The 21,673-nt window shown below is 51.6% G+C and carries 13 protein-coding genes and 1 pseudogene; 3 read left to right on the top strand and 11 right to left on the bottom strand.

What is annotated here, in order from left to right:
* Positions 1 to 15: 15 nt before the first annotated feature.
* On the bottom strand, positions 16 to 2,085 hold the full coding sequence (gene kdpB / locus ACYU8Y_RS13905; RefSeq protein ID WP_460938151.1) for a potassium-transporting ATPase subunit KdpB: 2,070 nt from the start codon (positions 2,083 to 2,085) through the stop codon (positions 16 to 18).
* Positions 2,086 to 2,117: 32 nt separating this feature from the next.
* Here kdpB and ACYU8Y_RS13900 point away from each other — a divergent pair, with 32 nt between their 5' ends.
* Positions 2,118 to 2,435, top strand: a complete 318-nt coding sequence (locus ACYU8Y_RS13900) for a hypothetical protein (RefSeq protein ID WP_460938149.1) — start codon at positions 2,118 to 2,120, stop codon at positions 2,433 to 2,435.
* Positions 2,432 to 2,794 (top strand): toxin-antitoxin system TumE family protein, encoded by a 363-nt coding sequence (locus ACYU8Y_RS13895; protein WP_460938148.1) that lies wholly within the window; start codon positions 2,432 to 2,434, stop codon positions 2,792 to 2,794. The genes ACYU8Y_RS13900 and ACYU8Y_RS13895 overlap by 4 nt, the downstream gene beginning before the upstream one ends.
* Here ACYU8Y_RS13895 and kdpA read toward each other — a convergent pair.
* The 7 genes from kdpA to ACYU8Y_RS13860 form a co-directional block, all read right to left on the bottom strand.
* Positions 2,781 to 4,487 carry a potassium-transporting ATPase subunit KdpA gene (gene kdpA / locus ACYU8Y_RS13890; protein WP_460938146.1) on the bottom strand — a complete coding sequence of 569 codons (1,707 nt, stop codon included), beginning with the start codon at positions 4,485 to 4,487 and terminating at the stop codon, positions 2,781 to 2,783. The two genes, ACYU8Y_RS13895 and kdpA, sit on opposite strands and share 14 nt — an antisense overlap.
* Before the next feature lie 40 nt (positions 4,488 to 4,527).
* Positions 4,528 to 4,608 carry a potassium-transporting ATPase subunit F gene (locus tag ACYU8Y_RS13885; protein WP_082111508.1) on the bottom strand — a complete coding sequence of 27 codons (81 nt, stop codon included), beginning with the start codon at positions 4,606 to 4,608 and terminating at the stop codon, positions 4,528 to 4,530.
* A gap of 409 nt (positions 4,609 to 5,017) precedes the next feature.
* Entirely contained in the window at positions 5,018 to 6,985 is a 1,968-nt protein-coding gene (locus tag ACYU8Y_RS13880; RefSeq protein WP_460938144.1) for a KUP/HAK/KT family potassium transporter, read from the bottom strand.
* A gap of 242 nt (positions 6,986 to 7,227) precedes the next feature.
* Positions 7,228 to 8,661, bottom strand: a complete 1,434-nt coding sequence (locus tag ACYU8Y_RS13875; RefSeq protein WP_460938142.1) for a TolC family protein — start codon at positions 8,659 to 8,661, stop codon at positions 7,228 to 7,230.
* Complete coding sequence (locus tag ACYU8Y_RS13870) at positions 8,651 to 11,857, bottom strand: efflux RND transporter permease subunit (protein WP_460938140.1); 3,207 nt, start codon at positions 11,855 to 11,857, stop codon at positions 8,651 to 8,653. The genes ACYU8Y_RS13875 and ACYU8Y_RS13870 overlap by 11 nt, the downstream gene beginning before the upstream one ends.
* Before the next feature lie 25 nt (positions 11,858 to 11,882).
* On the bottom strand, positions 11,883 to 12,971 hold the full coding sequence (locus ACYU8Y_RS13865) for an efflux RND transporter periplasmic adaptor subunit (RefSeq protein ID WP_460938138.1): 1,089 nt from the start codon (positions 12,969 to 12,971) through the stop codon (positions 11,883 to 11,885).
* Positions 12,972 to 13,531: 560 nt separating this feature from the next.
* Complete coding sequence (locus ACYU8Y_RS13860) at positions 13,532 to 14,893, bottom strand: sigma-54-dependent transcriptional regulator (protein WP_460938136.1); 1,362 nt, start codon at positions 14,891 to 14,893, stop codon at positions 13,532 to 13,534.
* A gap of 102 nt (positions 14,894 to 14,995) precedes the next feature.
* Between ACYU8Y_RS13860 and ACYU8Y_RS13855 the strand changes: the two are divergent.
* Positions 14,996 to 17,078, top strand: a pseudogene (locus tag ACYU8Y_RS13855) (glycoside hydrolase family 97 protein).
* Between the two features lie 330 nt (positions 17,079 to 17,408).
* Here ACYU8Y_RS13855 and ACYU8Y_RS13850 read toward each other — a convergent pair.
* The 3 genes from ACYU8Y_RS13850 to ACYU8Y_RS13840 all read right to left on the bottom strand — a co-directional run bounded on the left by ACYU8Y_RS13850 (position 17,409) and on the right by ACYU8Y_RS13840 (position 21,657).
* The gene (locus tag ACYU8Y_RS13850) at positions 17,409 to 18,584 is read right to left on the bottom strand and encodes a Gfo/Idh/MocA family protein (RefSeq protein WP_460938134.1); all 1,176 of its coding nucleotides are present in this window, start codon (positions 18,582 to 18,584) and stop codon (positions 17,409 to 17,411) included.
* A gap of 109 nt (positions 18,585 to 18,693) precedes the next feature.
* Positions 18,694 to 20,100 carry a putative oxidoreductase C-terminal domain-containing protein gene (locus ACYU8Y_RS13845; RefSeq protein ID WP_460938132.1) on the bottom strand — a complete coding sequence of 469 codons (1,407 nt, stop codon included), beginning with the start codon at positions 20,098 to 20,100 and terminating at the stop codon, positions 18,694 to 18,696.
* A 141-nt stretch (positions 20,101 to 20,241) separates the two neighbouring features.
* Positions 20,242 to 21,657, bottom strand: coding sequence for a Gfo/Idh/MocA family oxidoreductase (locus ACYU8Y_RS13840; protein WP_460938130.1), 1,416 nt, complete (start codon positions 21,655 to 21,657; stop codon positions 20,242 to 20,244).
* Between the last annotated feature and the right edge of the window lie 16 nt (positions 21,658 to 21,673).

Genomic DNA, 21,673 nt, shown 5'->3' with positions numbered 1-21,673 from the left:
ATTTTAGTTTTTATATTAGACAAACAGGCCTACGACCAGATCAATCAGTTTGATGCCAATGAACGGAGCGACGATACCACCCAGGCCGTAAATAAACAGGTTGCGACGAAGCAGAGCCGATGCGCCAATGGGTTTGTATTCAACCCCGCGCAGGGCCAGCGGAATCAGCATTGGAATGATAATGGCGTTGAAAATAACCGCCGACAGAATGGCCGACTCCGAACTATGCAGCTTCATGACGTTGATAGCTTCCAGGGCCGGAATCGACACGACGAACAGCGCGGGGACGATAGCGAAATACTTGGCTACGTCGTTGGCAATGGAGAAGGTTGTCAGCGTACCCCGCGTAATGAGCAACTGCTTCCCGATTTCGACGACCTCGATCAGCTTGGTCGGGTCGTTATCCAGATCCACCATGTTACCGGCTTCTTTGGCAGCCTGGGTGCCCGAGTTCATCGCTACACCAACATCGGCCTGGGCCAGCGCGGGCGCATCGTTGGTCCCGTCGCCCATCATCGCAACCAGTTTGCCACCGGTCTGCTCATGGCGAATGTAGTTCATTTTATCTTCCGGCTTGGCCTCTGCGATGTAGTCATCGACGCCTGCCTTTTCCGCGATAAACTTGGCCGTCAACGGGTTGTCGCCGGTCACCATCACCGTTTTAACCCCCATTTTCCGTAGCCGGTCGAACCGTTCCGAAATACCGGGCTTGATAATGTCCTGCAATTCGACGACACCCTGCACCTGTTCGTTTTCGATTACAACCAGCGGTGTACCGCCATTACCGGCAATTTTTTTCGCCTGATTCTCAATCTCGACAGGGAAGGTATTGCCCGCCCGCGTAACGATGTTCCGAATCGAATCGGTAGCGCCTTTCCGAATCCGTAGCGGAGAGCCGTTCGGGCCGCTGGGCATGTCGATACCCGACGAACGTGTTTCGGCCGTAAACTTGATAAGCGTAGCACCATCGGTCGAGAGCGTTGACGTCACCTTAGGACCTGCCAGTTCGACAATCGACTTGCCTTCTGGGGTTTCGTCGGCCAGCGAGCTAAGCGCCGAGGCCCGAATCATGTCCGCTTCCGAGATACCGGGAGCCGGATAGAAATTCGTTGCTTTCCGGTTGCCAATGGTAATGGTGCCGGTTTTATCCAGCAGCAACGTATCAATGTCACCGGCGGTTTCGACAGCCCGACCCGATTTGGCAATGACATTTGCCCGCAAAGCGCGATCCATACCCGCAATCCCGATGGCCGAAAGCAGCCCGCCGATAGTCGTTGGAATCAGACAAACGAAGAGCGAAATCAGGGCCGCGATGGTAATAGGTGTATTGGCGTAATCGGCAAAGGGTTTCAGCGCAACGCAGACGATAATAAAGATCAGAGTAAAGCCCGCCAGCAGAATTGTCAGCGCAATTTCGTTGGGTGTTTTCTGCCGGGTGGCTCCTTCTACCAGCGCAATCATTTTATCCAGAAACGATTCACCGGGTTGGGTAGTCACCTGTACTTTAATACGATCCGACAACACTTTGGTGCCACCCGTCACCGATGATTTATCGCCACCCGCTTCTCGAATAACCGGGGCCGACTCACCCGTAATGGCCGACTCGTCGATGGTGGCCAGGCCTTCAATGATTTCCCCATCGGAGGGGATAATGTCGCCTGCTTCGCAGAGAAAAACATCGCCTTTAGCGAGTTGTGCCGACGAAATAATCTGCACTTCGTTGGTATACATATCGCCTACGGGACGAATAACCTTCGCGGGAGTTTCCTGCCGCGTTTTCCGGAGCGATTCGGCCTGTGCTTTCCCCCGTGCTTCGGCAATGGCTTCGGCGAAGTTGGCAAACAGAATGGTGAGCAGCAGAATGAACGTAATCGACACATTATAGGTCAGTGACCCTTGTGTGGTATCGCCCGTGATGGCGATGTAAGCCGTTACCAGCACCATCACGACGGTGCCAATTTCGACGGTGAACATAACCGGATTCTTGATCAGAATAGCCGGGCTAAGTTTGACAAATGACTCCCGTATGGCCGTACTGATCAGGTCGCGCTGAAACAGTGAGGGAGATGAATTTTGCTTTGCCATTTTCGGTATCTTTGATAAAAATGTAATTCGTTATGATTGCTCCTGTTTCTAAATCACCGCTTGAGCGAGTCATCCAGAATTTGGGTTATCGTAGTACTGATGACTTTCTGCACATTCAGCTTCGCAATGTGCTGGAACAGAAGATTGCTTATTACCAGAGCCGTATTGACTTCTTCCAGAAAAAATACGGGATGGATTTTAATGAATTTCGTCAACGTGTAGTCAATTCGTCAGATGCCGCCTTATCATCTTTTGGGTCTATCGAAAAGGAAAATGACGATAATGACTGGGATGATGCCATTGACTTTTTAGCTGACTATACGACTTACCTGCATCAGATTCGGCCATGAATGAACTCGTCATCGAGTTTGCGGCTATTATTGACTCATACACAATCGAACAGGAGACCGGACCTGGCGAAAAGGCCATTGAACGTTGTGTATTCATTTTTAAAGACTCCTCTCGATTGGTAACTTATGAATCTCGGAAAGGAAGTAAGTTCAAGTTTGGTTATCAGTGGATGACAGCTACTCACCAAACTATTTATCGTTGGGATAACACTCCTCACTTTCCTGACTTCGCTACCTTTCCAAACCACCGTCATACGGGACCAGACGAATTACCAGAACCATTTCCCGCAGTTTCTCTAGCCGATGTCCTCGCTTTTATTGCCCAACACCTAGCCCAATCGTCTCCTATTTCAGACTGAAGTATTCCGCCAGGGGGCCAAGTGCCAGCGCCGGGAAAAACGACAGGGCTGTGATGATGATGATGACCGCAAAAGTCATTAGTCCGAAGGTAGCCGTATCTGTTGGCAGCGTTCCCGAGGATTCCGGTACGTATTTTTTCTGAGCCAGCAGCCCCGCAATGGCCACCGGGCCAATGATTGGAATGAATCGGCCCAGAATCAGCACGATACCCGTCGCGTAATTCCAGAAAAAGTTATTGTCGCCCAGTCCTTCGAAGCCGGAACCGTTGTTGGCGTTTGCCGACGTAAATTCGTACAGGATTTCGGTGAAGCCGTGGTTGCCGGGGTTATTCAGCCAGGCCGCCGGTTTTACCGTCCAGCTGGCGATGTCGGGGTAATTGACCAGAAACCAGGCTGCCAGGGCCGTCCCGCCTTTTACCAGCAATGTACTCAACAGCGCAACGACAGAGGCAATTTTGATTTCACGAGCTTCTACTTTCCGACCGAAGAATTCCGGCGTTCGGCCAACCATCAGCCCTGAGATAAAGACCGCAATGATCAGGTAATAATAGTAGTTCAGGAAACCGACGCCACAACCGCCGTAGAAGGCATTGGTCATCATACCCAGCAGCTCCATCGTGCCCGAAAGGGCCATCGACGAATCGTGCATCGAGTTGACCGACCCGGTCGAAATGACGGTTGTCAGAATGCTCCAGTAGGCCGAAGCCAGCGGGCCAACACGCACTTCTTTCCCTTCCATGGCACCCGTTGGCTGGCTAACGCCCAATTGAGCAATGGCCGGGTTGCCGTGTACTTCGGTTACCAGCGTCGGAACAAGCAGGCAGAGCACACCCAGGGTCATCACGCCATAGACCACCCACGTAAACCGACGACGGTTGATCAGGAATCCCAACGCAAACAACATGGCAATCGGCAGAAAAACCTGCGCCACCATTTCGAGCATGTTGGTGAAGTAGTTCGGGTTTTCGAGCGGATGGGCCGAGTTGGCACCAAACCAGCCACCGCCATTCGTACCCACGTGTTTGATGGCAATCATACCGGCAGCCGGTCCGCGCGATACGGCGACGGTATCGCCCTGCATGGTAATGACACTGTCTTTTCCATCGAAGCTGGCCGGCGTCCCGTTAAAGGCCAGAAGAATAGCGACAACGAATGAAATTGGCAGCAGGATGCGGGTAATCGACTTAACGAAGAATACATAAAAGTTGCCTACCGTCTCGACAACTTTTGGCAGGAACGATCTGACAACCAGCAGCAGCGAGGCCATACCGGTGGCAGCCGAGGTGAACATCAGGAAGTTGACGACCAGCAATTGGGTCAAATAGGTCAGGCCCGACTCACCCGAGTAGTGTTGCAGGTCGCAGTTGACCATGAAGCTAATGGCGGTGTTGAACGCCAGATCGGGTGTCATGGATGGGTTCCCGTCGGGATTAAGCGGCAGTACGCCCTGTAAAACCAGCAGTGTAAAGGAGAAAGCCAGCCATACAGCATTGATCGTCAGCAGGGCAACCAGGTTTTCTTTCCAGCTCATTTCGCGGGTGGGATCGATTCCCCCCAACCGGTAGATAAACCGCTCAAGTGGTCCGTTGGCGGACGCAGGCTTAAAGACGTTGGCAATGTATTTGCTCAGGGGAATGGCCAGCAGAACGGTTAATCCGTACATGGCCACAACACCCGTTAATTCAGTTGACATGTGAATGTGTGTTGCTCCCGCCCAGAGCGGGATGTTCAGGTTAAAACTTTTCTGGTTTGATCAGTACATATAGCATGTATGCGAAAACCAGCAGCGCGATGATGAATAAGCCTAGTAGCATAGTTTGATGATTGAGCGATTGAGCGATTGAGCGATTGACTAAGTGACGCGTGCAGCTATTCAATCATTCTATCAATCAATCATTCACAATTGATTTAAATGTGTTCGAACCATTCGATGGCTTTGTAAAACAGAGCGAAACAGGCTAACGCTGATACGACGAGAAGCAGGACAGTACTCATTGTGATTGGGATATAGTATAAAACAGTTAATCCGGATATGCCAAGAAGTGGCCCAAAAAATGACTCACCCATTAAATAATAACTAACTATCTGATTATCAGAAAAATAACCAAACACATCAGTTACACCCGTAGCCATAAAAAAAGCCGACCCTACCATTTTGGTAGGGTCGGCTTTTCACTTTGATAGGGTCTATTACCGGCGTGTAGGCGGTTATAGGCCGTCGGCCTAAGCTTCGGACGGGTGTGATTTGGATTTTATTCGTGTCAACCGGAGGTTGGCAGGCCGCGTCAGAACCAAAGGTACGTCTTCAACCACCACGTTACTGGTATCCAACCCGTAAGCCGCCTGAGCCGGGAGTGCTATTCGTTTCAGTATAAGGTAGCCTTTCATGATGATCTGCGACATAAGAGGCAGGTCGTTCTCGTAGGACAGAAATGACCGGAACAGGACAAATCGGAAATCGCCCGGTACGCGGTGCACGTTCAGCGACTGATAGCGGCTCTCGATGGTTACTTCCTTGTTTTTAACCATGTCTTCTACCACCATCCGAAACAGCAGATTCAAGCGGGGCTGCACCCGGAAACCCAGGTAGAACGTGATGAAATAAACATCTTCGTGAGCCAGCGTATCCACCTTATAGCGCATCACATAAGGCTCATCTTCAACGCACAGGTGAAGAAACCAGTAGATATCAGCGCGCTTGGGAGCCCGGTTCAGAATGGAATACAATGTTTCTGACTCAATTTCCCGGGTATCTTCGGCGGTGGTCAGGTACACTAGGTGCGTGGCAAATTTGGGTATTTCGTTGTCGTTACTCAATTGTTTGAGCAGCGGCAAATTGTCGGGCAGGGAATCGTAGTGAATGAGCTGCGCCTTGATGGACTCTCCCCGTTGCCAGAAAATCATCATGCCCATTAGTATGAGCCCCATCGTTACGGAGATCCAGCCACCTTCTTCAAATTTCACCAGGTTCGCAGCCAAAAATGTGCTTTCTACCGTCAGGAACAGGCCCGTAATGGCAATGACTAACAGCGTATTTACCCGTTTGACGCGCAGATAGGCGCTCATCAGAACCGTACTCATGAGCATGGTCAGGGTAACGGCCAGCCCGAAAGCCGCTTCCATATTGGCCGACTCACGGAAGTGCAGCACCATCAGGATACAACCAACCATTAGGCCCCAGTTGACGAACGGCACATAGGGCTGTCCACGAAAGTCGGATGGATACACGACGAGTTGCCGGGGCCATAAGTTCAGCCGCATGGCTTCGCCCACGAGCGTAAACGAACCACTGATGAGCGCCTGCGAGGCAATGATGGTGGCCAGCGTCGCCAGTATGATGCTGAATACCACCAGCGGGGCCGGAACGATAGAATAGAAAGGGCTGGTTTCACCCATCCGCTGGCCGAGGTGCTGCATCATCCAGGCCGACTGCCCGGCATAGGACAATAGAAGCGTTAGTTTCACGTAACCCCAGCTAACCCGGATGTTTCCCCGCCCACAATGGCCCATATCAGAGTAGAGCGCTTCAGCTCCGGTTGTACAGAGAAAGACGCCCCCCAGTAACCAGAATCCACCCGGATATTCGGCCAGCAGTCGAAACGCCCAGACTGGATTCAGGGCTTTCAGCACCGGCAAATGGCCCCAGAGTGCCCAAAAGCCAATAGCGCCAATAAACGTAAACCAGATCAGCATAATTGGCCCAAAGAGTTTGCCCAGGAGCTGCGTGCCAAATTGCTGACTGACAAACAGCGCCACCAGAATGGCAATGACGATGGGAACGGTGTCGAGTTGGGGGTAAAAAATGAGCAAGCCTTCGATAGCCGACGACACCGAAATAGGGGGTGTAATGAGCCCGTCGGCCAGCAGAAATGAGCCGCCAATAACGGCCGGATACATCAGCCATCGGCCGGTAAACCGCCGAACGAGCGTGTAAAGCGAGAAGATGCCCCCTTCGCCCTTGTTGTCGGCCCGCAGCGTAATGATGACGTACTTAATGGTCGTTTGCAGGGTCAGTGTCCAGATCACGCAGGACAGCGTACCAATGACCAGTGTTTCGCTTAGCTCTTTGCCGCGCATGACCGCTGCCAGTGTATACAGGGGTGATGTGCCAATGTCGCCGAAGACGATCCCGATAGCGACCAGGAGCCCCTGAGCCGAGACTTTATTCAGCGAAGAATGTGGGGTAGACATGAATTGTCGATAGTGTATAATTAGTTGTCTTCAAAACTACGCGGCTATCCGGTTGTTTCGGCTTAGTTGATGTATAATTTCCTGGTCATAAAACTGAAGCCAATCAACCGAATGGGGCTATGCCACGAATCTGTTGAGCAGTAGCTGAAAGACCTTACAAAAAAACTCCCCGTCGCGGTGTTTTCACGGCAACGGGGAGTCGTCAGGCAACCTAAAAATTAAGTAATACCAGCCGGTTCGGCTTATCTCCAGCCGCCACCCAGCGCCCGGTACGTGTTTATCAGCGCATGCATTTGCTGCATTCTGGTTTCGATAAGTTCCATTCTGGCTTCCAGTACGTCACGCTGGGTCAGCAGCACTTCCATATAATCGGCTCTGGCAGAGGTGAACAACTTGAGCGATATGTTGGTCGACTGGGTAAGTGCCTGCACCTGGCTATTTTTCGTGTCGTACTTTTTGCCCAGGTTGTTAATGTTCGATAGCTGGTTAGCCACCTCAATGTAGGCGTTCAGCACCGTTTTCTGGTAGTTATAAACGGTCTGAATTTGCTTGGCATTAGCGCTCTTATAGGTGGCCGTAATGGAATTTTTATTGACGATGGGACCAACCAGATCACCCGCCAGCGATGCGATGATCGATTGGGGAGTCGACAGGATATACAATGGATTGTAGGCCATCACCCCGAAGAATGCCCGCAGGTTCAGCGAAGGATAGAAGTTTGCTTTGGCCACCGTTACGTCGAGCTTGGCCGCTTCCAGATTCCATTCGGCCTGTTTGATGTCGGGTCGGTTGGCTAACAGCTGCGATGGAACACCGGACTGGATTGTCGGCAACACCATGTCACTGAAACTCTGCGAATTCCGCTGGATATGCTGTGGGTAACGCCCCGCCAGAAAATTGATATGGTTTTCTGTTTCGACAATCTTCTGCTGAATTTCGTACTGAAGGCTCTGCGTTTTGAATACCTCAGCCTCGAACCGACGTACCGCCAGTTCGGTTACCTTGGCCGCTTCTTTTTCCTGCTTCGTGATATTCAGGGCATTGTTAAGAATGACCAGGTTGCGCTGGATAATGTCCAGTTGGGTATCGAGGGCCAGCAGCTCGTAATAGGAGTTGGAGATTTCGGCGACCAGGTTCGTTACCTGGAAATTTTTCCCTTCTACAGAACCCAGGTAAGTGGCAACGGCTGACTTTTTAGCGTTCCGCAGTTTGCGCCAGATATCCACTTCCCAACTGGCCGTCGCACCGAAGTACAGATTCGGCAATACCTCGGGGGTTTCTACCCCCGGCCGTATTTCAGTAGCGGCATCGGCTGCCCCCTGACTGGTGTAGCGGGGCACTTTATCGACTCCGGCTCCACCACCCAGGCCAACGAAGGGCCGATAGGCCCCGCTGCGGGCGAATACTTCGTTGTTGGCAATCTGGATTTCCTGCAGCGTAACGTTCAGCTCCTGGTTATTGTACAATGCCGAATCAATCAGAGCCGCCAGGTAAGGATCGGCAAAGAAATCCCGCCACCGATTCGTACCCGTGTTTGTTGTGTCCTGCGAGCCGTAATAACTCGCAGGAACGGATTTGTTTTCTGTTTTCTGAACCAGGCGTGGTACAGTACAGGCAGCATTGATCAGCGCAAAAGACGCTACCCCTAACCAACTGACTATTCGTTTATTTCTCATTGACTTCACTTTCTTCGTGTTGTGGAAATGCATCTACTGAATGAACCAGGTTTTCGGTTAATGAGCCCTCTTCCTCATCTCTGATCATCTTCCGGCCATCGGCCATGCTCGCGAATATGTAGTACAGACCGGGGATAACAATGACTCCGAAGAAAGTCCCGAACAACATGCCACCCATGGCCGAAGCACCGATGGTACGGTTACCGATGGCACCGGCACCTTTGGCAATGATAAGCGGAATCAGACCCGCCACGAAGGCGAACGAGGTCATCAGAATCGGGCGGAAACGAACTTTGGCTCCTTCAATGGCCGCATCGAGAATGGTATCACCCTGCTGTCGTTTCTGCACGGCAAACTCCACGATCAGTACGGCGTTTTTACCCAGCAGACCCACCAGCATGATCAGGCCGATCTGCGCGTAAATGTTGTTTTCCAGCCCCATCGCTTTCAGCAGGAAGAACGATCCGAATATACCAACCGGCAGCGAGGTCAGTACCGCCAGCGGAATAATGAAGCTTTCGTATTGAGCGGCCAAAACCAGGTAAACGAACGATACCACGATCAGGAAGACGATCAGGGTCTCGTTACCCCGCATCGACTCATCGTACGACAGCCCTTCGAAGGCAATGTCATAGCCTTTCGGCAACGTTTTGGCGGCTACTTCCCGGATGGCGGCAATGGCATCGGCCGTAGTATAGCCTTTGGCGGGCTGCCCCTGAATAGCCGCCGAGTTGTACAGGTTGAATCGGGTAATCTCGTTCGGACCCTGTCCTTTTTTCAGCTTCATGAACGCCGAGTAAGGCACCATTTCACCCGCATCGTTCTTAACGAAGAGCTTCAGGATGTCCGATGGCAGGCGTCGGTAGGCGGGATCGGACTGTACGTATACCTTGAAGAACTGGTTGAACTTAATAAACCCTTGTTCGTAGGTACTACCGATCATGATGTTGAGGTTATCCATCGCTTTCCCGATCGATACGCCCTTCTGCATGGCCAGGTTGTTATCGATTTCCAGTTCATACTGGGGATAGTTGGCGGCAAAGAAGGTAAACAAGCCCTGAAGCTCTTTGCGCTTGCCCAGATCTTCCATGAATTTTTTGTTTACCACGTCGAACTCATGGTAATCTGTTTCAGTGTTTTTATCCAGCAGACGCATGGAGAAACCGCCTGATGTACCGAAACCAGGGATAGCGGGTGGTTCGAAGAACTCGATGGTCGCGCCAAGGTTTCTGGTTTTCCCTTCCAGTTCTTCCATGATTTCCTTCACGTTCTTGTCGCGATCGCCCCAGGGTTTGAGGTTGATCAGACAGGTACCCGCGTTCGAACCCCGGCCTTCTGTCATGATCTCGTAACCAGCCAGTGACGACACCGACTCAATGCCCGGCACCTCTTCACAAATTTTCTGAAGTGACTGCGAAACCTGGTTTGTTTTTTCCAGCGTAGTACCCGGAGGGGTCTGGATAATGGCGTAAATCGTGCTCTGATCTTCGTTCGGGATAAAGCCAGCGGGGAGAATCTCATTCTCATAGGCAATTCCCAGACAGAAAACGGCCAGTACAAGAATTGTCACGACTCGCCGGTTCACGATCAGCCGCAGCAGGCCCACATAGCGACCCGTCATCTTATCGAAGCCCCGGTTGAACCGGTCAAGCACGCGGGTCATAATATTTTTCTTCTTCTCGTGCCCGTGGTGATTTTTCAGCAGCATGGCGCACAACACGGGCGTCAGCGTCAGGGCGATCAACGCCGAGATTACAATGGAACTGGCCATGGTAATCGAGAACTGACGATAGAACGTACCCACCGGCCCGGTCATAAACGAGATCGGCAGGAATACCGATACCATCACCAGCGTAATGGCGATGATGGCGCCACTAATTTCACCAAGCACCTGCCTGACGGCCCCAAAGGGAGTTAGATACGGTTTTTCCTCCATCTTGGCGTGCACCGCTTCCACGACCACGATGGCATCATCGACCACAATACCGATGGCCAGTACCAGCGCGAAGAGGGTAATCAGGTTGATGGAAAGGCCAAACGCCTGAATCACGAAGAAGGCCCCGATCAGCGATACCGGCACCGCCAGAATCGGAATCAGCGTAGACCGCCAGTCGCCCAGGAAGATGAACACCACGAAGGCCACCAGAATGAACGCATCCCGCAGGGTGTCAATTACTTGCTCAATCGACGCGTCCAGGAAGTTCGAAACGTCGTAGCTGATTTTGTAATCCACGCCCGGCGGGAAGGATTCTTTCATCACTTCGAGTTTCTGCTTCACCTGCTCGATCACATCGCTGGCGTTACTACCGTAGTTCTGACGCAAGACGATGGCAGCTGATGGATGCCCATCCAGATTGGAATAGATGTTTACGAATTCGCTACCCAGCTCAACCCGGCCAATATCCCGCAAGTGGATGCTTTCGCCCTGTGCGTTGGCCCGGATAATAATTCCTTCGTACTCTTTGGGGTCGCTATACCGTCCCTTATACGTCAATACGTATTCCAGCGACTGGGCCGCAATACCGGAGCTTTGACCAAGTCGGCCCGGACGTCCGATGATGCTCTGTTCGCCCATCGCTTTCATGACTTCCTCAACGGAAATGTTGTACGCCCGCATGCGGTCAGGATTCAGCCAAACCCGCATCGCATAACGACGGCTACCCAGAATCTGCGCTCTGGCTACCCCTTTCGTCCGTTGGATTTCGGGGATCATTTTCACCGTAGCGTAGTTGAACAGAAACTTCTCGTCAATCCCTTTCTCTTTAGCGTAGAGGTTGACGTACATCAACATACTGGGCTGGATTGGGGTAATGATAACCCCTTCGCGCTGAACCAGTTCAGGCAAAAGGGGCATCACCTGATCGACCCTTGTTTTCACCCGGATAACGGCGTCGTTCGGGTCCGTTCCCGGTTCAAAAATAATCCGGAGGGTCGCTTCACCGGCGCTGGTGGCATCGGTAGCAATGTAACGCATATCCTGAACCCCGTTGATGGCCTGTTCGAGCGTAATCAGCGTAGATTTAACCAGAACGTCGGCACTGGATCCAGGGTAATCGATAAATATGTTGACGGTGGTTGGTGCAATATCGGGAAATTGCGAAATCGGTAACTGCTTAATTGCCAGTACGCCAATAAAGACTATCATGATGGATATCACAATAGCTAATACCGGTCTACGGATGAATTGAGTGAACATATCTCCTGTTTTTTAGACGATTTAATTACTCGGCGTACAAGCCCAAATTCGAGATAACCGAAGCTGGCTGCACGAATTTGTATTTTATCTTCTCGTTCTCTTTTACCTGGCGTAAGCCTTCCAGCAGAATCTTATCATCTTTATTAAGACCCGACGTAACAACGAAGATGTGGGGCATCTCGGCCCCTACCGTGATCTCCCGCGACCGAACTTTGCTATCCTTGTCGATCACATACACATACTTCTTCTCCAGCACTTCGTAAGTGGCTTTCTGCGGGATGATCAGGGCATTTTTAAGGGGCAGGGTCATCTGGATATTGCCGGTTTCACCGTGCCGTAACAGCCCGTTCGGATTGGGGAAGGTGGCCCGGAAAGCGATGTTCCCCGTCTCGTTGTTGAAGTCGGCTTCGATCGTTTGCACCACGCCGGGGTATTTATACATCTGCTGATTGGCCATCAGTAAGTTCACGCTGTTCAGGTTTTCCTGCTGCGCGTGGGTCTTGAAGTTCAGGTATTCTGCTTCCGGCACATTGAAATACACCCACATTTTGCTGTTATCAGAGAGCGTAGTCAGCAAGTCACCTTCGTTCACCAGGCTTCCTAACCGCACCTGAAAGTGGTCCATAATGCCATCGAAAGGCGCTCTGACTTCCGTGAAGCCCAGGTGTACTTTGGCCAGCGACACTTCCGCCTTCGCCTTGTCAAGTTTGGCTTTAGCCAGCGCCAGTTCGGTTTTCGAGACGATGTTGCTGTCGGCCAGCGCTTTCGTATTTTTGAATTCAACATCAACGAAATTGGCTTCGGCCTCGGCTTTTTGCAGTTCAGCCTGGTACTGAATCGGCAGAATCTGGAACATGAGTTGCCCCTTTTTAACGGACTGTCCTTCGTCCACAAAGATCTTCTGCAAATACCCCTTTTCCAGCGCCCTTAGCTCAATGTGTTGAATGGACCGAATCTGACTGACATATTGATTCGTGATCGTCGTATCCGTGAGCAAAGGACTACTCACCGAATAACTGATTTCCTCTTTTTTCTCTTCTTCCTTATGGGAGCAGCTTGCATAGAATAATAAGGTGCAAAAGCTCATCAGCATGAGCGAGGCAATTCGTTTCATAACAATCTTATTTTGGCACGACACTGGTTTGACAATTAATAAAGGAAGACTCGAAAAAGGGTATTGTATGGTTGGAGGATGCTGGATTAAAACGATCCGTGATCCTGGAACGACCTTGCGCGGTGATGCATCAAGTGGCGGCTTCGCTATGACTGTCTTTCTGTCGATTAGCCTGTTTAGCACGTGGAAGCTGACGCACCGCAGAGAAAGCCAGAACCGGCCTGAAGCCGCAAAATAAGATTGAGGGGATATTCTGGCGTTGCATAGCGTTTGTCCGTATTGCTTTGACACAAAACAAGTGCTACGACATTAAAATGAAGTGAGAAGGAAATTAAAAATATTAGAAAAATTTTAAATCTCAGGCCTAAAAAATTACTTAAATAGGTTTTTATATTAGAAAAATATAATTAAATATATTAAAGAGGCAATATATTTACTAGGGACATCTAATTAGGGTGGCCTGGCGGACATTAATTGGCCAGATGTATCGCTGAAGAATTTTAATCTCGAGTCGTAAATAATGGATAAACACGGCTAAGTTTTAACAAAATAGCCAGCAGCTACTCCTGATCACCAAGGCCTGCTTCCTGAAGTTTTCGATAGAGCGTCGTTAGACCGATGCCCAGCAGTCGGGCAGTTTCTGTTTTGTTACCATTTGTCTGACGCAGTACCCGCCGGATGTGCTGCTGTTCGACAGTTGCTAAATCCAGGGATAAAGGGTCACTCGACACGATACGTTCCTGCATCTCGTAGGGCAGCAGATCGGGGGTCAGTTCAACAGGTCCCTGACCGGGCAAATCGGCCAGGATAACCGCCCGCTCGATCACGTTTTTCAGCTCCCGGATATTGCCCTTCCAGCCATGACTTTGTAATTTCTGAATAAATATCGGGTTGAGCCGAACATCGCGTTTGCCAATTTTGGCGGCTTCCTGCCGGGCAAATTGATTCGCCAGATCCGAAATATCATCGCGTCGGCTGCGCAGGGGTGGTAACTCGATCTGAAAAACGGAAAGACGGTAATATAAATCCAGCCGAAAACGGCCGACATTGGCTTCGGTTTCCAGCCCCCGGTTCGTGGCGGCAATCACCCGCACATCGGTTTTGGTAGGCTTAGTATCGCCCACCCGCAAAAACTCGTGGGTTTCGAGCACGCGCAATAGTTTTGCCTGTAAATCAAGGGGCATTTCGCCAATTTCATCCAGAAATATTGTGCCCTTATTCGCTTCGGCGAACAGGCCTTTCTGGTCGCGGTTAGCGCCGGTAAAAGCTCCGCTCCGATGGCCAAACAGTTCACTTTCCAGAATGTCTTTCCCCAACGCTCCGCAGTTGATCGCCACGAAAGGCCCGACCCGGCGGAGGCTCGCCTGGTGAATGGCCTGGGCAAACACCTCTTTGCCCGTACCCGTTTCGCCCGTCAGGAGCACAGTAGTATCGGTTACGGCTACTTTCCGGGCCAGGTCAATGGCTTGCTGAATGGGTTTCGAACGGCCAATAATGCGCTCAAAACCGTAGCGTTGACCTACCTGCTGCTCAAGCTGCTTAATTCTGAACTGCAGGTTAGCTTTCTCGACGGCCCGGCTCACCAATGGAATAATCCGGTCATTGTCGTCGCCTTTGGTGATGTAGTCGAACGCGCCGTTTTTGATCGCCTTTACCCCATCCGAAATCGTACCGTAGGCCGTCAGGACAATCACCTCGGTAGCCGGGTATAATTCTTTGATCTGGGTCGATAGTTCGATACCATTTTTGTCGGGCAGCTTTACGTCGCTGATCACCAACTGAACATCTTCGCGCTCAAGGACTTTCAGTCCGGCGCGGGCATTTTCGGCCTCCAGCACAACATAGCCTTCGAGTTGGAGAATCCGGGCCAGAAGCTGACGAAGCCGAGCTTCGTCGTCGATAAGTAAAATGGTAGCAGCCAAGGCGTACAAGAATTACGGGACAATATTACATTTGATTCAGGATAAGCACCAGCCCGCTCTGAAAACACGCGTCATCTGACTACGAACCTAATCTACTTTTCCATGCCTTTTCTCACGAAGAAACGTCTGCTCGTTCTTTTGCTCGGCTGTAGCGGGGTCAATAGTCTTGCCCAGCAGTCTGTCACGATAAGCTCGCCAAACCGCTCCCTTGTTCTGACGGCACAGAACACGCCAACGGGTGAGGTTACGTATCAGGTTCGCTACAAAGGTAAATCGGTAATTGAACCGTCGGGACTGGGCTTTGTTCTAAGTAAACCTGCCGTATCCCTAACCCGCTTTACACTCACCCGCGTTGACTCATCAGACGGATGAAACCTGGAAGCCCGTTTGGGGTGAAGTCAGTCAGATCCGCAATCAGTATAAAGAGCTCATTGTCAATTTACAAGATAAATCCGGATCGGGTATCAACCTGCGGATACGCTTTCGCGTGTTCGATGATGGCGTTGGTTTTCGGTATGAGTTTCCCCAACAACCCAGGCTGACCCATTTTGTGGTTGATGATGAACAAACCCAGTTTAAACTGGCAGCCGATCACCAGACGTTCTGGATGCCGGGCGATTATGACTCGAACGAGTATTTCTACAACAAGACCAGACTATCAGAAGTCGATCCCATTGCAGCCGCCGACAAAGAAAAAGACATTGCCCTTAAGTCGGTAATCGGCCCAAACGCCGTGCAAACGCCTTTGTTGTTTAAAACCAATGATGGACTGTATATCAGCTTGTACGAAGCAGCTTTGCTTAACTACCCGGTCATGCACCTCCAACTGGACAGGAAAAGCCTAACGCTGACCTCACAACTGGTGCCGGATGCGGTGGGTAACAAAGCGTACCTCCAAACACCGGCCCAGACGCCCTGGCGTACCCTCATCATCAGCGACAAAGCCACCGATATACTGGCGTCCAAACTCATTCTGAATCTGAACGAGCCCTCCACCATTACCGACCCATCCTGGATAAAGCCCCAAAAATTTGTGGGTATGTGGTGGGAAATGCACATCGGCAAAGCCAACTGGGCAAAGGCCGAAGGCAAACACGGGGCCAATACACAAAACGTCAAGAAATACATCGACTTTGCCGCCAAATATGGCTTTCAGGGCGTACTTGTCGAAGGCTGGAATGTGGGTTGGGAAGACTGGTTCGGCAACTGGAAAGAAGACGTTTTTGATTTCGTTACGCCCTACCCTGATTACAACATCGACTCGTTAACGGCTTACGCGCAGCAGAAAGGCGTTCGCCTGATCATGCACCACGAAACGTCGGGCTCCGTTACCAATTACGAACGCCGGATGGATGCTGCGTTTCAATACATGGTGAAAGAGGGCATCAATACCGTGAAGACGGGTTACGTTGGCCGGATCATTCCCCGTGGCGAACACCACGACGGCCAATGGATGGTTAATCACTACCAGCGGGTGGCCCAGAAAGCTGCTCAGTACAAGATTATGGTCGATTCGCACGAGTCGGCGCACCCAACCGGTCTGCACCGTACCTATCCGAACTGGATGGCGAGTGAAGCCGCCCGGGGCAGCGAATTTAACAATGCGCCCACGCTGGGAATTACGCCCGAACACACGACCATTCTGCCGTTTACCCGCATGCTGGGCGGCCCGATGGATTTCACCCCCGGTCTGTTCCGGTTCAAATTAAACCAATTCGACAGCACCCGTACTACGGTCGTTCGCACAACGCTGGCCAAGCAACTGGCGCTCTACATCACACTCTACAGCCCCCTGCAAATGGCCGCCGATTTACCCGAAAATTACGAGCGACACCTGGATGCATTTCAGTTCATTCGGGATGTACCCGTCGATTGGGACGACACAAAAATACTGGCCGCTGAACCCGCGGATTATGTCATGATCGCCCGTAAAAAAAAGGGAACGGCTACCTGGTATCTGGGGGCCATCACCGACGAAAACAGCCGCGACTTGCCCTTAAATCTATCTTTTCTGGAACCCGGCAAAACCTACGATGCGGTCATTTAACGGGACGCCCTCAATGCAGACTGGAAAACAAACCCCGAAGCCTATGTCATTGAAAAGAAAGCGGTGACCGCGAAAACCAACCTATCTCTGCACTTGGCCAAAGGGGGCGGTTGCGCCATTCAATTTGTAAGGCGGTAACGTTTACGACTCCTTGTGCTGTGTCCTCACAGACCAAGGAGAAGATTGGCTGTTGTTGTGCTGTCAGTTTTAAGAAACTGACACGATAGGTTTCTTAAAACCTATCGGATAGACTATTATCGTGACGAGGTTTTGAGAAACCTCGCTGGTCAGTTTTAAGAATCGCATCGGCGAACCGGCTGACCACACGACAGCTAAACTTGACGCCTGTGATGGCCACACGAATTCGGGGACAGCCAAAGGGATTATGCCAGACCACCCTATTCTAAGAAAGGTTTCCCTCGGCATAGCACCCTCCTTTTTTCAAGGAGGGGGTTGGGGGTGGTTCTTTTACTTCTTCAAATTAACCTCCTGCGCCTGCTTTTGTGCTTTCAGTGCCAGTTCCGTGGCCAGGAAACAGTGCTCCTGCGACATGGCCGTTTCGGTTCGGTTGATGACGTCGTTAACGAGTTGCTCACCGTAGGGCAGCGGCTCTTTAGTGCAATCGATATAGCGCGTTTCTTTATTATCGGTGATGAATAGGTGGTTACCGCCTTCCCGTCCGCCGGGATCGATATTTTTTCGTATCTCAATAAAGCCATCCGTACCCAGAATGGTCAGGCGGCCGTCGCCCCAGCTTTTGAGTCCATCCGGCGTAAACCAGTCGACGCGGATGTAGCCCATACCGCCATCACCCCGAAGCATGACATCCCCAAAATCCTCGAATTTCGGATACTGCGGATAGTGAACATTCCCCACCTGTGAAGCGACGATATCCGCTTTCTTGGAACCGGTGAAGAACAGAAACTGATCGAACTGGTGGGAGCCAATGTCGCAGATGATACCGCCAAACTGTTTCTTATCGAAGAACCAGTCCGGGCGGGATTTAGGCGTCATTCGGTGTGGACCAAGCCCAATCGTCTGAATCACATTGCCGATCGCACCTGACTTCACCAACTCACCGGCCTTCACGGTCGCCCGGTTTTCGAGCCGCTCGCTGTACATGATCGAGTAAATTCGCTTGGTTTCTTTCTGCACCCGGCGCACCTCGGCCAGTTGGTCGAGGGTAGTGATACCGGGTTTGTCGGTCATAAAATCCTTACCGGCTTTCATCACCCGAACGCCCAGCGGAGCCCGTTCGGCCGGAATGCCGGAGGTGAGCACAAGCTGAATGGACTTATCGTCCAGAATCTCGTTGTCCGATTTTACCTGTTTCGCCTGCGGAAATCGCCTGGCGAACGGAGCTGACAGATCGGGCTCTTTGGCATAGAACGAAACGAATTCGCCCCCACCCCGAATAACAGCATCGACCTGCGAGTTAATGTGTCCATGATTGATGCCAATCACCGCAAACCGAATCCGGGAAGCCCCTATGGGTATTGAATCATTACCCAACGAACCCGGCCGCAGAATGGCCGGAGCTCCTACCGCGTCGATAGGAAGCGAAGGCAATACAACCAGCCCTGCGGCTGTGGCAATCGTTTCTTTAATAAAATTGCGCCGATTGGCCGCTTGTGGTGCGTTCATGGTCAATGAGTGAGTGATTGACTAATAGAATGAGTGAATAAATAAGGATGGCTTTTTCTGGAAAGGGTTACTGATCCATTCACTCATTCTATCAGTCAATCATTGAGAATTATTTCTTCTTCGCCAGCTCCAGCGCCTGTGTGGTGGTGTAGTATTTGGCAATCATATTGGGCACTTCCCAGGCGGGCATTTTGCCCGCTTTCAGGTAGTCGATGTATTTCTGAGCGACCCGGCCGAAGTGCGCTTCGTGGCCTTCTTTGTATTTTTCAGGAATAACGACTTCCCATCCCGACGCGATCTTCTTTACCTCCACCCCCGGAAACTCCCGCTGAATGTTGGGCAAAGCGGCTTTCAGGGCAGCATCCATATCCTGACTACCCGCAACGGGCTCGATGTATAAGGTTGGCTTATATTGCTGCTCGGCCCCCTGGCGAATGATCAGGTTCGCCTTCGTTCCGCGCATAATGGAATAGTGCGTATCGCCCGCGCCTTCCGGTGCCTTATAAGCCCAGGTAACAGACACTTTGGCGTGAACACCCCGAAGCTGGTAGTTGATTTCGCCGTTGCTGTATACCCGCAAAACACTGTCCTTAACCACGTCTTTTTTGAGGTAATCCGGAAAGGCATTCTGCTTCGTGATGGCTTTGAACTGGCCAAGATTCATATCGGTAGTCCACCGCCGGGCCGACGTCAGATGAATGTCCTTCTGGTAGTCGATAACCTGCTCGGGGAAGCATTCCCACTGCACCAGATCGACCAGGTGCGTGGTTACATCCACAATTCCTTCGCCCTGCTGAGCCACGTCCATAAACCAGGCCGGGCGAGTCAGGATGCTCCCCGACACGTTTTTATAGAAATGGTGAACGCTCTCTTTGGTCACAGCGGGTTTGTCGGGCGTACCTTTTTCGAGTGTACCAAAAACGCCAGGTTGTTGCGAAAAAGCCCGTTGCAGCATGGTCGAGATTTCGTACCGCTCGGTCATGATGTCATAAAGGAGCACCTTGTTCTTTTCGGCGGTAGCGAACGACTCTTTCAGCTTATCGAAGTTTGAGGCACTGATAACCATCGGCTTATCGGCCAGCACGTTGAAACCGGCATTAACCGTTTTCTGGATATAGTCAGTTTTCAGCCGGTTGTTGCCCGCCATTACGACCACATTGCCAGCCCGGTCGGCAATCATCTTGTCCAGAAAATCGGCACCTGTATATACCTCTTCTTTCCAGTGGGTCGGATTGTCGGCGCGGGTGTTGTAGCCCTCTATTTTATCGAGATGCAGTTGTAAATCGGACGGTCCCGCACCGGCGGACCGGTCGCTACGGCTATCGGGTGCGTACACATGCACCGTCGAATCGACACCATCATACATGGTTTTCTGCACCAGGGCCGCATGAAAATGGCCGGGGTCGAGGGTAATCAGCCGGATAGCAGCCTTATCCTTTTCACTTTTTTCGGAAGACTGACAGGCACCCATCAGCGCAGCCATAAACAGGGTAGTAATGGTAGGTACTAACTTCATTGAATAGAAATTTATCTACTTTAAAAATACCCCCAACCCGCAACGGCGGACCGCCCTAAAGGGGGCTTAGCTCATTTGTAGAATAAGCCCCCTTTAGGGCGGTCCGCCGTTGCGGGTTGGGGGCGGGGTAAGATTTCATGCTTACTTAGCCGAGGCCATCAGTTTGATCGCGTAAGGCGCCCGTTGCGTACGCGACAGGAGCTTATTGGCCTCCGGGTCGTTCTTGAATTGTTCTTTCTTGGGGTCCCAGTACAACTTCCGGTTCAGCTTCATGGCCGCGTGGTGCAACAGACAGGCCGAACACGACCGGTGCCCTACTTCGGCCGGAGCAATTGGCTCTTTACGGCTGACGATACTTTCCAGCCAGTTGCCGTGGTGCTCTTTGCTGACCGTCAAATGAATTTCGTTAGGACCAATCACCGATGTCAGGATTTTCGGATCGCTGGCATCGAGTTTCTTCGCGGCATTCTGTTTGGCAACCGGGTCGCTGGCCGTTACGGACGCATCGCCCCGCGATACGAAAATCCAGCCATCCGTTCCCTCAAATCGGATACCGTTGGGAATCTCATTGCTTACAATCATATGGACGCCGTTTTCGTACATAGCTTCTGTCCTGAATATACCGTGTACATCCCACAAACCGTGTTTCGGGAAATCGGCTTTACCCCATATTTCAACCGGGCCGGTATATTCGGTATCCATGGCCCAGTGCGCCGAATCGACGTGGTGAGCGCCCCAACCCGTAATCATTCCAGCGCCGAATTGCTCGCAACGCAGCCAGCCCGGCCGGTCGAAATCAGCCTGCGGATGCACCCGTTTCTCAGTATAATATACCTCGGGCGTGGTACCGAGCCACATGTCATAGTTGAGATTTTTCGGAATGGGCATTTGAGGCTCCTCGTCGCCCGATGGGTCGCCGGGGAGACCCACATGAACCGTTTTCAACTTCCCGATCCGGCCATTCCGCACCAATTCGGCGGCATACCGAAACTGTTCCGACGAACGCTGCTGGCTCCCGACCTGCACAATCTGCCCCGACTGCTTCACGGCATCGGCCATCATACGCCCTTCGGCGATGGTGAGCGAAGCCGGTTTCTGCATGTATACATCTTTTTTGGCCCGTACGGCGTCAATCACAATCGGCGCGTGCCAATGGTCGGGCGTGCTGACAAGGACGGCATCAATGTCTTTGTTCAACAGCAACTCCCGATAGTCGGTATACACCCGAACGCCGTCATACTCCTTGCCTGTTTTCTTGGCATAAACGCCATTGACCAGTTGTTTAGCGGCTTCGGCGCGTTTACTATCCAGATCACAAACAGCCATGATCAACGCATTATCGTACTGCCAGACACCCGGCATATCGTGCCCGCGCGAGATGCGCCCCGTGCCAATGGCCGCTACGTTAATTCGATTACTCGGTGCGTTCTTCCCAAAGACCGAAGCGGGTAAGATGGTTGGAAAACCGCTGATAATGGCTGTGGTAGCCAGGGTCCCTCTGGCTGTCAGATCGAGGAATTTCCGTCGCGAGACAGCCGTTTTTTTTTCGGATAGCATAAGCATCAAGGGGTCA

The sequence above is a fragment of the Spirosoma humi genome (genome assembly GCF_054776575.1).
The sequence above is the reverse complement of the archived record's forward strand: the minus strand, read 5'-3'. Positions and strand labels throughout refer to the sequence as shown.